Below are 14,024 nucleotides of genomic sequence, written 5' to 3' on the forward strand. Positions count from 1 at the left end.
GGTTTGGGTGCGCGGAGGGTGATGGGTGGGGGTGGGGTGGGCTTGTGGTTGGGGGAGGGGGTCCGATTGGGTGACAACGGAGCGTGAGCGTGGGCGCGTTATGCTCTCGTCTGATTTTCGTAACCGACCCTCTGGAGAGTTCCTCGTGGCCGTCGCCCTGGTAACCGGATCAGGTGGTCTCATCGGCTCCGAGGCGGTCCGGCACTTTGCCGGGCTTGGCCTCGAGGTTGTTGGGATCGACAACGACATGCGGCAGGAGTTCTTCGGCGCGGAGGCCTCGACGGCCTGGAATGTGCAGCAGCTCACCGCGGAGCTCGGGTCGGCCTACTCGCACCACGGGGTGGACATCCGGGATCGGGACTCGCTGGCGAAGATCTTCCAGCGGTACCGGTCGGATATCGCCGTGGTGATCCACACGGCGGCGCAGCCGTCGCATGACTGGGCCGTGCGTGATCCGTTCACCGACTTCGACGTGAACGCCGGCGGGACGCTCAACATGTTGCAGAACACTCGTGAGTACTGCATCGACGCGCCGTTCATCCACTGCTCGACCAACAAGGTTTACGGCGACACGCCTAATCGGCTGCCGCTGGTCGAGCAGGAGACCCGGTGGGAGATCGACCCCGGGCACGCGTATGCGGACGGCATCACCGAGGACATGTCGATCGACCACTGCCTGCACTCGGTCTTCGGCGCGTCGAAGGTCGCGGCCGACGTGATGGCGCAGGAGTACGGGCGTTACTTCGGGATGAAGACGGCGATCTTCCGGGGTGGCACGCTGACGGGACCGGCGCACTCGGCCACCGAGCTGCATGGGTTCCTCGGGTACGTGATGCGCGCCAACATGGAGCGGCGGCTGTACCGGATCTTCGGCTACAAGGGCAAGCAGGTCCGCGACGCCATCCACAGCCACGACGTGCTCAGCGCGTTCGAGGCGTTCTTCCGCAACCCGCGCTCGGCGGCGGTCTACAACCTCGGCGGCGGCCGGCACTCGAACTGCTCGAACCTCGAGGCGTTCGCCATGGCGGAGAAGATCAGCGGCACCGAGATGGTCACCGAGTACGTCGACGAGAACCGGATCGGCGACCACCAGTGGTGGATCGGCTCGATGGCCGCGTTCCAGGCCGACTACCCGGAGTGGAAGCAGGTCTACGACGTCCCGATGATCCTCCAGGAGATCTACGAGGCGAACGTCGACAAGTGGGTTCCGGCGGCCAAGTCGTGATCGCCCAGGGCAAGAAGAACGTCCTCGGCGTACTGGTCGACGCGATCGACTACGAGGCCGCGACCGCGCAGATCATCGAGGCGGCGCGCGAGCGCCGGCCCTACGCGGTGACCGCGCTGGCCGTGCACGGCGTCATGACCGGCGTGCAGGACCGGGCGCACAACGCCCGGCTCAACTCCTTCGACCTGGTCACCCCCGACGGCCAGCCGGTGCGCGGCGCGCTCAACCTGCTGCACCGGGCCGGCCTCACCGACCGGGTGTACGGCCCGGAGCTCACCCTGCGCGTCCTGCGCCAGGCCGCCGCGGAGGGCCTGCCGGTCTACCTGTACGGCTCGACGGAGCCGACGCTGGAGAAGCTGGTGCCGGCGCTGGAGCGGATGTTCCCCGCGCTGAAGATCGCCGGGGTCGAGGCGTCGAAGTTCCGCAGCGTCCAGCCGGGCGAGGACGCCGGGATCGCGGACCGGATCAAGGCGTCGGGCGCGCGCATCGTCCTGGTCGGGCTGGGCTGCCCGCGCCAGGAGATCTTCACGTACGCGATGCGCCCGCTGCTCGACATGCCGCTGCTCGCCGTCGGTGCGGCGTTCGACTACCACGCGGGCCTGCTCAGGAACCCGCCCGCGTGGATGCAGAAGTACTCCCTCGAGTGGCTGTGGCGGCTCGGGCTGGAACCGAAGCGGCTCTGGAGGCGCTACATCCTGCTGAACCCGGCGTACGTGTCGCGGTTGGCGGCGCAGCGGCTCGGCCTGTGGAAGGCGACCCCGCCCGCGCCGGCCACCGAGCCGGTCACGAGTTTCGCGGTCTGACGGCGGTGCCGGGGTCCGCCGCGTCGCCGCCGGGACCCCGACCGACCTCCCCAGGTCGAGCCGTCGGTGCCCGGCCGATGCATCGCCGGACATCTGGCACCCGACACTAGGACACACGTCACCGTCGGAACAGGGGCCATTGTCCACTTCGCCCATTGGGGTGAGCGCCCTGCGTAATTGTTCTGATACGTGGAGTTGCTGACCGTCCCCCTACGGGTACCCGGTCAGGGCATATCCCGGTTCTGTTCCTTGCGCGGCAGGTGAATTCTGTCGATGTGAACACCGCAACGGACCTCATCCCGATCGGCCTGCTCGCCGCGATCTGGCTCGCCGCCGGATTCCTGGCCGAGACGCTGCCCGGCGTCCGCACGGCACGTGAGCTGCGCCGTCGTGCCCGCGCACTGTCCATGCTGGTCGGTGGCGGCGTCGCGGTGCTCATCGCCGTACCGATGGCGACCGGCGCTTTGCCGGGTGAGTCCGCGGCGGCGGGCGCCGCGCTGCTGCCCGCCGTACCGGCGGCGTTCGTGCTGCTGGTGACCGCGCGCCGCGTCACCCAGATCCGGCGCGGCGCGGGCGCGTTCGCCACCGCCCCGCTGACGCCGGCGCCGCCGGCCCTGCGGGCCGCGGCTGCCCACCCGCTGGTCGCGACCCCGCTGCAAGTCACCGGCCTGGCCGCGCTGGCGGGCGTGCCGATCGCCGCCGGGGTGGTGGAGGCGCCCGGCGCCGACATGGTCGGGGTCGTGCTCACCGCGGTCGGCGTCGGCGTCCTGGCTCTGGGCATCCGCCACGCGATCCGGCACAGCCGGCTCAACGTGGCGGTCCTGGCGCCGATCGGCCGGGCCGGCCTGCGGGCCCTGCCGACGATGCGCACGTCCACGCCGGCCGAGACCTACGCCGCGCCGCCGGAGGAGCACGACGCGGCGATCCTGGCCGTCCCCGCCGACCGGGCCGCGTGACCGCGAACTACTTGCGCCGGGCCTCCTGGACGTAGAGCAGCTCCAGGATCGACCGGGCGGCCTCGAACCAGCGGTCCAGCCAGCCGGACTCCGGCATCGTGCCGCGGGCCGGCAGCTCGAGCAGCAGGCCGCGCAGCAGCGGATGGTCGGCCATCGACAGGGAGGCGGAGGCGTCGACCCAGCCACCGGACGTGAAGACCGGCTCGCTGAGGCCTTGCAGGTCCAGCGAGGGCAGCTTCGCCGCCCGTTCCAGCGCGCTGGTCGGCTCGATCGGCGTGCGGGTCGGCAGGCCCGAGGGGAGGCTGCTGCCGCTGCTGCGCGAGATCAGCTCACCGTCGCCGTTCTCGGCGGCCAGGGCCGCCTCCCGGCGGGTCTGGCGGTACGCGCTCACGCCGCCGCTGAACCGATCCTGCGCGGTGGAGGATCCGTTACTGAGGTTGTCGGAACCAATCGTCATCTTGTTTCGCCTTGCCTCGCTCGTATCGAAGGCCTGCCCGCACCGTCACTGAGGGGGGACGGTCAGCCGTGCGGGCCGACGACGGTTCGGAGCGCGGTCCGGTCCGCGCTTAGAGCGTTCAACGAGGCCGACGCCGAGGGGCGACGGTACAAAATGGGCGAAATGCGACCGCCGCCCCCGCGCTGGTGGCGGGGGCGGCCACAGGTGCCGTGCTCTACAGGTCGAACTCGCCGTCCTTGGTGCCTCCCACGAAGGCATCCCACTCGGCGGCGGTGAAGATCAGCGCAGGTCCTGCCGGGTTCTTCGAGTCGCGGACCGCGATGGCCCCGTCCACGAAGGCGACCTCGACGCAGTTGTCACAGTTCGGGCCACTGCGAGTGCTCTTGAACCACTGTGCGCGGTTCAGATCGATCCGGAAACCTTTGGTCTCAACTTCCACAATGGCTCCTCTGCCAGCATAGCGATCATGTTCCTGGACTCCTCGGGTGAGAGGGCCGTCGCCCGGATGGTGTCGAAGATGGAGTTGTACTTGCGGAGGTCGTCGCTCTTCTCCAGAAAGAGCCCACCGGTGGCGTTCTCAGAGAACACCACATCGGGATCTTCGGCATCCGGAAAGTCGAGAATCGCGAACGTGCCGTCCATGCCGGCGTGGGCACCCGCCGCGAACGGCAGGATCTGCAGCGTGACGTTGGGCATCCGGGTCGCCTCGACCAACCGGAGCAGTTGATCTCGCATGACCTCGTCGCCGCCGACGGGGCGACTTACCACCGCTTCATCGAGCACCACCCAGAGTTCGATCGGATCGTCCTGAATCAATAACGCCTGGCGCGCCATTCGGACTCGTACCCGTTGCTCTATTTCTCGGTCACTGTCACCCAGTCGGGCGGCCCTAATCATGGCAATCGCGTACTTATCGGTCTGAAGTAGACCCGGCACGACCTGCTGTTCGTACGCGCGGATCGACTTGGCCGCGGCCTCCAGACCGACATAGGCGCCGGTGAGCACCGTGCTGAACGGGTGCCACCACCCCTTCTGACGCGCCTCTCTGGATATTTGTACCAATTCCTCCGATTCGATGCCGCTAATGCCGTAAATGTCCAACATATCCTTGACATCGCGTGGCGTGGCACTGGTATGACCGGTCTCGATCCTGGACACCTTGGACGGCGAACAGCCGAGACGGTCGGCCACCACGTCGATCGTCACGCCGGCCTCGTCGCGGTACCTGCGAAGTTCGGCACCGAGTCGGCGGCGGCGGATTGTGGGGCTGCGGCGCGGATTCACGCTCACCTCCGGACTGCGTGGCACTGTGCGACGGAACGACTACGCGGCGTCCACCGTACGGTGTTTGTCGGGATCAGTGTCTCTGTTGATCTCTTGATCCTTCAAGTGTCCACAGTGATCGTTAGATCACTTTCGGCTGACCTGCAACTTGCATCGACCCACCTCGTGGTGCAGTCTTTCCGTATGGCGTGCGTCACTTAGTGTTCTTGAAGAAGTGCTGAGCGACACCGTCAGGCCCGACGCACCGCACCAAAAGCGACGCCTTCACCGGGGGTCGGCTTCCGCCGAGTGTCCTGGTTGGACTGTGGCAAGTCCGCCGGATCCGGCGACGCCGTCGACGGCGTTACCGCACCGTTGTGATGAATGGCATCGTCACAACCTTGCAAACATGTACGAGCCGGGCACACTGGACCATCTGCGTTCACTATGCGGCAAAATGATGTTTGCCCCTACTGGGTTCAGGACAGGAGATGACGTGCTACCTCGGTCCGGCGATGTCATACACGTGACGAAGGCGGCGAGTGTCCAATTCGCGGCGCCAATGCTTTTCCGGGTCATCCGGGTGCACGACTGGCCGACCTATGAGGGCTGGATCTGGCTGGATGGCTACGAGCTCAACGCGTCCGGTGACGCCGTCGAGCGACGCTCGATCTTCGTGCAGGTCGGCGGCCTGCGCCAGGTCGGCAAGGCCCCGGATCCGCGTGCCCGCAACGGTCGCCAGCCGGGGATGACCACCGGCGCGATCCAGGCCCGCGCACTACGCGCCAACCGCTGACCGCGGCTCAGTCCTCGCCCTGCTGACCGGCAGGGCCGCCGCTGGTGGTCTCCGCCTGCGTGGGGGTCGGCGACGTGGTCGGCGCGGCCGCGATGATCAGCGCGATCACCGTGTCCGCCGGTACCTGCTGGCCCTCGGCCGGGTCGCTGTCGATCACGGTGCCGGGCGGAGAATCGCTTGTCACGAACCGCAGGCGATAGCTCAACCGCTTGCGGTCCAGCGCGGCGCGCGCCTCGTCGGTGGAGAGCCCCTTCAACGCCGGAACCGTGATGTCGGTCGGCGACGGCGCCGCCGAACGCGTCGGCTCGGTGGTGGCCGGCCTCGTGGTGGGCGCCTGCGTCGTCGGCTCGGCGGTCGGCGGCGGAGCGGCCGAGGCGGTCACCGCCGGCGGGGTGCCGGCGTCGTCCCCGGTGGACTGCACGATCAGGTAGATCCCCCAGCCAAGCAGGCCGAGCAGCAGCAGGGCGATGATGCCGACCAGGATCGGCATCCACCACTTCCCGTCCGGCCCGTCCGGGGACACCGAGGCCCAGTCGTCGTCCTCGTAGCCGGCGCGCGGGCGCACACCGGCCCGTCCGGACCACGCCGGCCCACCGTCGTCCGCCCAGGTGTCGGCGTCGCGGTCGTAACGCTCGGTACGCGCAGCGGAGTCGTCGGTGGCGGGGAGTTCCCACGTCGTGTCGCCCCGCGACGGCCGCGGCGACTCCTGCGTCGCGTCGTCATCCGGCGCCGTGCGCGGCATCTGCTCGGTGCGGTCCGCGTCCCCGTCCGGCGCGGTGCGCGGCATCTGCTCGGTGCGGTCCGCGTCCCCGTCCGGCGCCGTGCGCGGCATCTCCTCGGTGCTGTCCGCGACCTCGTCACCCGTTCGGGGACCGTCGTTCGGACGACTTTCGCCCTCGTCGTCGAATGGCGAGGACTCGCTCGTCTCGTCAGGACGGCGGGGCTCCTCGTCGTCGGACATCGCAGGATCCTCTCCACTTACACGCCGGCTGACGCCAACCTAACCAATCTTGCGGCATCACCTCGGCGATTCGCAGGCATGGTGACCGACGGCTACAGTGCCCGGCATGGCCGAGAAGGGCTGGACAGTGCAGGTAGCAACCGCGGCCGGGGTGGCCGCGGGGACGGGCGCCGCTCAACTGGGCCTCGGCTACGGCCTCGGCGTGGTCGTCTGGCCGGTCATCCCGTCCGCCGACGACAGCGTCTGGCTGGGCAGCCTCGGCTGGGCGACGTGGATCGCGGCGAACGCGACGGTCTTCGGCGCGGTAATCGCCGGCCGGCTCGGGCGCGCGACGGGTGGCGCCTGGCGCCTGGCGCTGGCGACCTCCGCCGCGGTCGGCGCCCTGCTGACGGTCGCGCTGATCGCGCTACCGGCCCGTTCCGCGGTACGCGTGGACACGTTCTCACCACAGACCATCGCGGGCGGTTACGCGGTCGCCGGCGTGCTCCTCGGCCTGGTGATCGCCTACTGGGCGATCGCGTCCAGGCCGGTGGCGGCGAACCTGATCGCCACGGCCGCCTGGCTCTGGTCGCTGGCCGCGGCGGCGGTCGTGGTCTCGATCGCCTGGCACCGTCCGTCGGCGACGTACCTGTCGAGCTGGCAGTTCGCCGCGCCGGACTCGATCGACGCCATGTTCGGCACGATCTACTGGCCGAGCGCCCTGCTGAGCCTGCTCGCCGCCCTGATCATCGGCGTGATCGGCGCCCTGCCCGCGGTGCTGCGCGGCGACCTCGGCGTCGGCGCGGCCACCTCGGGCGCGGTCGGCCCGCTGCTGGTGGCGGCGTCCTTCTTCGTCCTGGCACCGCAGTTGACGGGCGCCCTGGGACCGCTGGAGTCGGCGTACCTGATCGCGCCCTACGCGGTCCTCGCCGGCCTGGCCGGCTCGGCGCTCACGGTCGCCATCGGCCAGGGCCGCGCCAACCGGCGGGCCGCCCGCCCGGCGCCCGTTGGGCCGCGCGCGCTCGGCGCCGGCGCCGGCGCGGGTTCCACACCGGAACGCGCCGTGCCCACGCCCCGGTCGTCGAGCCGGGCGGCCGCGACGGCCGCGCCGGCCGCGAACCCGCCCGCGGCGCCGGAGGGACGCACGCGGCCCTCGCTGCTGGGCCGGCTGCGGCGCAGCAGCGCGGCTCGCGACGGTGCCGGCGAGCCCGGCGTGGTGACGGGCCGCGCCAAGGCACCGGCCGCCGCACAGGCACCGGCCCAGCGCTCGCCGGCGAACGGGCAGGAGATGGCCGCCGGTGCCCCGGCGACCGCCCGCACGAAGCGGGGACGGGCCGGGTCCGGCAAGCCGGCGCCCGCCGCGCCGTCGGCTCCGCCAACACCCAGCGTGACCAAACCGGCATCGCCGCGTGGGAAGGCGCCGGTCGCCCAGCCCGGCCCCGCGGCTACCGAGAGTGGCGCCCGCAACGGCGCACCGGCGGCACCCGGGGGATCGGACGCCCGCTCGACCGTCAAGCCGCCGCCCACCGCGCCGCAGGTCGCGAAGATCAATCCTCCTCGATCGGGTGAATCTTCCCCGGAGGCGGCAAAGCGGGCGGGCGGCCCGCCGAAACCGGGTGGCAATTCGACGCCCGGCCCGGCGGATGACGCCAGTTCCGATAAAACGCCCCCAGCAGGGAAGACCCCCGCGAAGTCCACCAAGTCCACCCCGGCCAAATCGGCGGCACCGGCGGCACCGCAGACCCCGGGGAAGTCCGAACCCGGAGGCGCGGCCACGAATTCGGCGCCCGCGGGTCCACTATGGGTCGACGACGAACCGTCCACGGCGGAACCCAAGCGGCGCGGCCTGCGCCGCTTCGGCCGCCGATCGGGCGACGACACGAGCGCCTGACCCGGCAAACAACGACTAGTCGGTCGGCCAGGTGTGAACGGGACAATTCGTTCGCTGGAGTGAGCTGTATCGAAGCAACATGTCGTGCAGCGCGGCGTCCCGCGACAACCCCCGCCGATGCTCGGCGGACCAGACCGCGGACGCCTGCCAGGTGGCACCGTTGCGACCGCTGACACACCGGCCCTCGATGATTCCCAACAGCCGATCCCGCTGCACCGGGTCGACGCCGAGACGGTCGAGCCCCGCATATGCCTTCGGCAGCAGCACATCCAGCACCAGATCGGTCACCGAGATCTCGCCGACCCGGGGCCAGACGACGGTCGCCTCGATTCCCCGCCGGGCGCCGACGTGGAAGTTGTCCTCGGCCGTGGCGAACGGCAACCGGGCCCAGATCGGATCCTCCTCGGCCGCCAGCTCCCAGGCCATGCCGAAGTAGAACGCCGCGTTGGCGAGCATGTCGATCACCGTCGGCCCGGCCGGCATCACCCGGTTCTCCACCCGCAGGTGCGGCCGCCCGTTCATCACGTCGTACACCGGCCGGTTCCAGCGGTAGACGGTGCCGTTGTGCAGCCGCAGCTCACCGAGGATCGGCACACCGCCGGCCTCGATGATCTCGACCGGGTCCTCGTCGTCGATGATCGGCAGCAGCGGCGGGAAGTACCGCACGTTCTCCTCGAACAGGTCGAGCACCGAGTCGATCCAGCGCTCGCCGAACCACACCCGCGGCCGTACCCCCTGCGCCTTCAGCTCGTCCGGCCTGGTGTCGGTGGCCTGCTCGAACAGGGCGATCCGGGTCTCGGCCCACAACTGCCGCCCGTGCAGGTACGGCGAGTTCGCACCCACCGCCACCTGAATGCCGGCCACCGCCTGTGAGGCGTTCCAGTAGGCCGCGAACTCGTCCCGTGGCACCCGCAGGTGGAACTGCACGCTGGTGCACGCCGCCTCGGGCGCGATCGAGTCGTTCGACGTCTGCAGGCGCTCGACCCCGCGGATGTCGACGCTGAAATGCTCGCCGCGGGCGCCGACGATCTGGTCGTTCAGCGCACGGTAGCGCTCGTTCGCCGACAGGTTCGCCAGCACCAGATGATCCGGCCGCAGGGTGGGCAGGCAGCCGATGAGCACGATCGTGCAGCCCGACTTGCCGGCCCGGTCCTCGGCGTGCGCGAGGCTCTCGACGATGTCCAGCTCGTAGTCGGCGAACCCGTTTCCGCTGATCAGCCGGGGTATCGCGTTCAGTTCGAGGTTGAACTGCCCCAACTCCGTCTGAAACCTCGGGTCGGCCAGGTTGCCCAGGATCTCCGCATTGCACATGGCGGGCTCGGCATCGGAGTCCATCAGGTTGAGCTCGATCTCGAGACCTGTCGTCGGGCTCTCCGTGTCGAACGTGACGTCGTCGAGCATGCGCCTCAACACGTCCAGGCAGCGGCGCACCTTTCGCCGATAGCGGACCCGATCGTCCTGGGCGCTGACGACCACTGAGAGGTCCTTACCCATCGTTCCTCCTGCCACATTCGCGTGATGCTCTCACGTTATGTGGGCTCGGTAACCATGACCAGGGACGAAACGGACACAGATCAGCTGTGGGTGAGCGCTCGGAAGCGCAGGGTCTACCTTCGCATCCCCTCGGGCGATGTCGCTACCAAAGGTGGACATACAGCGGGAGCGCCGCCCGAACGGACGGCGCTCCCGCTGATCGGTCGGAGGTCAGGCCTGGAGGATGGCCTCGCCCTCGATCTCGATCTTGACCTTCTTGCCGATCATGACGCCGCCGGACTCCAGGGCCATGTTGTAGGTCAGGCCCCAGTCCTCGCGGTCGATCTCGGTGGTGGCGCTGAAGCCGAACACCGACTGCCCGTACGGGCTGGTTGCCGCGCCCTCGAACTCGACGAGCAGCTCGACCGGCTTGGTCACGCCCTTGATGGTGAGCTCGCCGTCGAGGACGAACTCGGCACCCTCGTGCGACTTGATGCCGGTGCTGCGGAACTCCATGGTCGGGTACTTCTCCGCCTCGAAGAAGTCGCCCGTGCGCAGGTGGTTGTCGCGGTCGGCCTGACCGGTCTGCACGCTCGCGGTGGCGATGGAGGCGACGACGGAGGACTGCAGCGGGTCCTCACCGATCGTGATGGTGGCGGTGGCCTCGGCGAAGTTGCCACGCACCTTGCTCACCATCAGGTGGCGCACCACGAAGCCGACCCGCTTGTGCGCGGCGTCGAGCTCGTAGACGCCGGCGGCCGGGATCTGGAGACCCTCGAACTCGCGGGTGGTGGCGACGGAGTTGGTCATGACAGGTTCCCCTCAAAGGTTGGTGCCGAACTTGTTGTCTGACGGAGCAACTATATGCCCAGCAATATTCCCCGTGTCAAGGGTCGCTGGTAAGATGGCGACGTGGGCAACATTTTCGAGGACCCCCGATTCACCGCCGTCGGACTTTTCTCCGAGGCGTTCACGGGCCTGACCAGCCGCTTCGCCGTGCAGTTCGAGCAGCACCGGGTCTCTCCGGTCGAGTTCGAGGTGCTGATGCGCCTCGCCCGCTCGCCGCAGAACCGCCTGCGCATGACCGATCTCGCCGGCCAGACCTCCCTGTCCACCAGCGGCGTGACCAGGGTCGTCGACCGCATGGAACGCGGCGGCCTGATCCGCCGCGAGGCCTGCCCCAACGACCGCCGCAGCTCCTACGCGGTTATCACCGAGGCCGGAGTCACTCGGCTCGAGGAGATCCTCCCCGGGCACCTCCAGCTGGTGCAGCAATGGTTCATCGGTCAGCTGGAGCCCGCACAGCTCGACCAGATGCTGGATTCCCTGCGGATCATCCGCGACGCGGTCAACCCGTGCGCGACGGCGGGCAGCACCGGGGAGGACCACCACGACCCGAGCACCGGGCCCGTCGCGCCGGCCCGCTGACGCGGGGATCAACCGGCAGAAGTACCGGCAGAACCGCCGGGCGGCGCCGCCGAAACCCGCTTAACTTCGCAAATCGCCACCCGCCACCGCTAGGGTGATCTCCGCAAGGGGGACGCGGCGCGGCCGAGGCCGAGGCGGGGCGAACGGGGGAGTTTTGTCCTCGCCGCGTTACCGGGGCGTTGTGACGACCGGCGTGTGGGGGCCACGGAAAACGCCGGTCGTCCACGCCGCCGGCGGACGCTCACCCGCCCCCCTCGATCTGCCGGGTCACCTCCGCGCCGAGCAGTTCCCGCTCGCCGGCCATCAGCGTGATCCCGCCCGTCCGGCAGAGCTCACCGAGCCGCCGCACCGCCTGCTGCCGGCGATCCGGATCCGGGGTGCTCAGCACCAGTCCGACAAGCGCCTCGACCGTGTCCCGCGGATCGTGTCGGCCGTCGTATGCCCCCGCGGCCGCCGCGAAACACTCCGCCGCCCGCATCTGGTCGCCGCGCCGCAGCGCGATCGCCGCCTCGACGATCGCGGCCGGCCCGTCTGCGGGATCCGTGTTCTCCGCCGGGCGCAGCTCGGCCAGCACCGCGGCCGCCTCGTCGACCCGGCCGCCGCCGGCCAGGGCCAGCCCGACCGTGGCGAGCACCCGGCGCCGGTGTCCCGGGTCGCCGACGTCCTCCAGCTCGGCGATCGCGTCCCGGCCCAGCCGCGCCGCCTCGTCGAACCGCCCGTCGAGCCGTTCCACCTCGGCGAGGTTCGCCGCCGCCACGGCCCGCAGCCGGTGCTCGCCGCAGCGGCTGGCCAGCCGGTCGACCTCGGCGAGCCGGTCACGCGCCGCGGCCAGGTCACCCTCGCGGATCTCGTGCCAGGTCAGGTTGTTCTCCGCCACCGCCATGTCGCGGACCCGGCCACTGCCGCGAGCCAGCGTGAGCGCCTCCGTGCCGTGCCGCCGGGCCTGGTCGTAGCCGCGGGTCGTCATCCACAGCGCGGCGAGCTGGGTGTGGGCGGTGAGCTGGCCCGGCACGTCATCGAGGGCCGAGAACTCGGCGAGGGCCGCCTCCGCGGAGCCGATCTCCTCGGCACCCGACCCGTGTTCGAGCGCCAGCTGGGCCAGCCCGACCTTCGCCCAGGCCCGTACCGCCGGGTCGGCGTCGGCCGTGCGCGGGTCGGCCAGTAGCCGCCGCAGCCACTGCCGCCCGGTGACGTCCCGGCCGCGGAACCGCCACCATCGCGGCAGCGCGGCCGCGATGCGCAGGGCGGTGTGTGGTTGCTCCTGGGCCGCGAAGGTGAGCGCGGCGCCCAGATCGCCGGCGACGTCGTCGAGCCGGGCGGCCGCCTCGGCCAGCCGGGCGCCGTTCAGCTCCGGCGCGGTCCCCTGCGCCAGGTCGGCCATGACCTCGGCGTGCCGGCGACGGGCGGCGTGCAGGTCGCCACCGGCGGCGGCGCGTTCGAGCGCGTAGTCGCGCACGACGTCCAGCAGGCGGAACCGGAGCGCGCGGGCGCCGCGGGCGCTGAGCAGGCCGAGCTCCAGCAGCCGGTCCAGCAGATGCACCGCGTCCTTGGACCGGCCGTCCTCGATGACCGCCTCGGCCAGGTCCAGCGACCAGCGGTTCCGGAAGGTGGCGAGCCGGTGCAGGTCGCGCTGCTCGTCGGCCGGGAGCAGGCGGTAGCTGGCCGCGACCGCGTCACGCACCGAGACGACGCCGCCCTCGGCGGGAGGCCCGGACAGATCGAGGACGCGGTCGCCGTACCGGTCGAGGATCTCGGCGACGGTGAGCACCCGGCCGCGGGCGGCGGCCAGTTCGAGCGCGATCGGAAGGCCGCCGAGCCGCCGGACCAGCGCGGACAGCGGCGCCACCTCGTCGGGCTCGACCGGCGCGCCGCGCACCCGGGCCAGCCGGTCGAGGAAGAGCGCCACGGCCGGATAACCGGCCACATCGGCCAGACCCGGTCCCGCGTCGCAGGGCGGCGCGACCAGCGGGGCTACCGGCCAGACCCGCTCGGTGGGCAGGCCGATCGGGTGCCGGCCGGTGGCCAGGAAGCGCAGCGTGGGGTGCTGGCGGAGCAGCCGGCTCAGCGCCTCGGCCACCGCCTCCGACGCGCGTTCGACGGCGTCGACCAGCAGCAACGCGGAGCGGCCGGCGAAGCGCGGCACCAGGTCGTCCGGCCGGCCGACGCCGAACACGGCCGCGACGCCGCCCAGCACCTCGCCGGCGGTCGAGCCGTCGGTGACGACGATCCCGGCCACGCCGCCCGGGTGCGCCGGCGCGACCCGGTGCGCGAGCGTCAGCGCCAGGCTGGTCTTGCCGACGCCGGCCAGGCCGACGAGGGTGATGCCGCGCGGGCCGTCGTCCTGCGGCCGCGAGAGCCGGGCGAGCAGCTCGACCACGTCGCCGTCGCGGCCGATCAGGTCGGCGGCCGGCGGCAGGCGCACGAATCGGGGCGCCGCGGCGGCCTCGGACTGCTGACCACGCGCGGCGGTGAGAAACGCCAGCCGGTCCGCCCCGGCGAGGCCGAGCGCGGCGGCCAGCAGCTCCACCGTGGTGCGCTGCGGCCGGGACGCGCGACCGCGCTCGAGGTCGCGGACCGTGCGGACGCCGATCCCGGCCCGGGCGGCCAGCTCGTCCTGGGTGAGTTTCGCCCGCTGCCGGTATCCGCGCAGCACGGCGTCGAATCCCGGACCGACCTGGCCCGCCCCGTGCTCGGACGTCATGCCTTCGAACCTAGGCACCCGTGTCGATGGATGCCGCACTCAGCCGGCCATTTGTCGAGTAACCGACGGTTACGCCGTCGGATTTGCCGCA

At 70.9% G+C, this 14,024-nt stretch carries 13 protein-coding genes; 6 read left to right on the top strand and 7 right to left on the bottom strand.

The window, feature by feature from the left end:
• Positions 1 to 145: 145 nt before the first annotated feature.
• The 3 genes from BJ971_RS38885 to BJ971_RS38895 all read left to right on the top strand — a co-directional run bounded on the left by BJ971_RS38885 (position 146) and on the right by BJ971_RS38895 (position 2,984).
• Positions 146 to 1,225, top strand: coding sequence for an NAD-dependent epimerase/dehydratase family protein (locus BJ971_RS38885; RefSeq protein ID WP_184998273.1), 1,080 nt, complete (start codon positions 146 to 148; stop codon positions 1,223 to 1,225).
• Positions 1,225 to 2,028: a WecB/TagA/CpsF family glycosyltransferase gene (locus BJ971_RS38890; protein ID WP_377885101.1), complete on the top strand. Its 804-nt coding sequence runs from the start codon at positions 1,225 to 1,227 to the stop codon at positions 2,026 to 2,028. The genes BJ971_RS38885 and BJ971_RS38890 overlap by 1 nt, the downstream gene beginning before the upstream one ends.
• A gap of 275 nt (positions 2,029 to 2,303) precedes the next feature.
• Entirely contained in the window at positions 2,304 to 2,984 is a 681-nt protein-coding gene (locus BJ971_RS38895; protein ID WP_184998274.1) for a hypothetical protein, read from the top strand.
• A gap of 7 nt (positions 2,985 to 2,991) precedes the next feature.
• Here the strand turns inward: BJ971_RS38895 and BJ971_RS38900 are convergent, their stop codons facing one another.
• The 3 genes from BJ971_RS38900 to BJ971_RS38910 form a co-directional block, all read right to left on the bottom strand.
• Positions 2,992 to 3,441, bottom strand: a complete 450-nt coding sequence (locus BJ971_RS38900; protein ID WP_184998275.1) for a hypothetical protein — start codon at positions 3,439 to 3,441, stop codon at positions 2,992 to 2,994.
• Between the two features lie 214 nt (positions 3,442 to 3,655).
• Complete coding sequence (locus tag BJ971_RS38905; protein ID WP_184998276.1) at positions 3,656 to 3,880, bottom strand: DUF397 domain-containing protein; 225 nt, start codon at positions 3,878 to 3,880, stop codon at positions 3,656 to 3,658.
• On the bottom strand, positions 3,844 to 4,725 hold the full coding sequence (locus BJ971_RS38910) for a helix-turn-helix domain-containing protein (RefSeq protein WP_184999327.1): 882 nt from the start codon (positions 4,723 to 4,725) through the stop codon (positions 3,844 to 3,846). Before BJ971_RS38910 ends, BJ971_RS38905 begins: the two co-directional genes overlap by 37 nt.
• 475 nt (positions 4,726 to 5,200) lie before the next feature.
• On the opposite strand from BJ971_RS38910, the gene BJ971_RS38915 reads away from it, so the two are divergent.
• Positions 5,201 to 5,500 carry a hypothetical protein gene (locus BJ971_RS38915; protein ID WP_184999328.1) on the top strand — a complete coding sequence of 100 codons (300 nt, stop codon included), beginning with the start codon at positions 5,201 to 5,203 and terminating at the stop codon, positions 5,498 to 5,500.
• Between the two features lie 7 nt (positions 5,501 to 5,507).
• Here the strand turns inward: BJ971_RS38915 and BJ971_RS38920 are convergent, their stop codons facing one another.
• Positions 5,508 to 6,461, bottom strand: a complete 954-nt coding sequence (locus BJ971_RS38920; protein WP_184998277.1) for a PASTA domain-containing protein — start codon at positions 6,459 to 6,461, stop codon at positions 5,508 to 5,510.
• 106 nt (positions 6,462 to 6,567) lie between these two features.
• Between BJ971_RS38920 and BJ971_RS38925 the strand changes: the two genes are divergently transcribed.
• A complete protein-coding gene (locus tag BJ971_RS38925) occupies positions 6,568 to 8,331 on the top strand; it encodes an ABC transporter permease family protein (RefSeq protein WP_184998278.1) in 1,764 nt (587 codons plus the stop codon).
• A 15-nt stretch (positions 8,332 to 8,346) separates the two neighbouring features.
• Here the strand turns inward: BJ971_RS38925 and BJ971_RS38930 are convergent, their stop codons facing one another.
• The gene (locus BJ971_RS38930) at positions 8,347 to 9,825 is read right to left on the bottom strand and encodes a glutamate-cysteine ligase family protein (protein ID WP_184998279.1); all 1,479 of its coding nucleotides are present in this window, start codon (positions 9,823 to 9,825) and stop codon (positions 8,347 to 8,349) included.
• Between the two features lie 210 nt (positions 9,826 to 10,035).
• Positions 10,036 to 10,614: a YceI family protein gene (locus BJ971_RS38935; RefSeq protein WP_184998280.1), complete on the bottom strand. Its 579-nt coding sequence runs from the start codon at positions 10,612 to 10,614 to the stop codon at positions 10,036 to 10,038.
• Positions 10,615 to 10,716: 102 nt separating this feature from the next.
• Here BJ971_RS38935 and BJ971_RS38940 point away from each other — a divergent pair, with 102 nt between their 5' ends.
• Positions 10,717 to 11,232 carry a MarR family winged helix-turn-helix transcriptional regulator gene (locus tag BJ971_RS38940; RefSeq protein WP_184998281.1) on the top strand — a complete coding sequence of 172 codons (516 nt, stop codon included), beginning with the start codon at positions 10,717 to 10,719 and terminating at the stop codon, positions 11,230 to 11,232.
• Positions 11,233 to 11,473: 241 nt separating this feature from the next.
• Here BJ971_RS38940 and BJ971_RS38945 read toward each other — a convergent pair whose 3' ends face one another.
• Positions 11,474 to 13,933, bottom strand: a complete 2,460-nt coding sequence (locus BJ971_RS38945) for an ATP-binding protein (RefSeq protein WP_221478938.1) — start codon at positions 13,931 to 13,933, stop codon at positions 11,474 to 11,476.
• Positions 13,934 to 14,024 lie beyond the last annotated feature (91 nt).

Source organism: Amorphoplanes digitatis, from assembly GCF_014205335.1.
Lineage (GTDB): Bacteria > Actinomycetota > Actinomycetes > Mycobacteriales > Micromonosporaceae > Actinoplanes > Actinoplanes digitatus.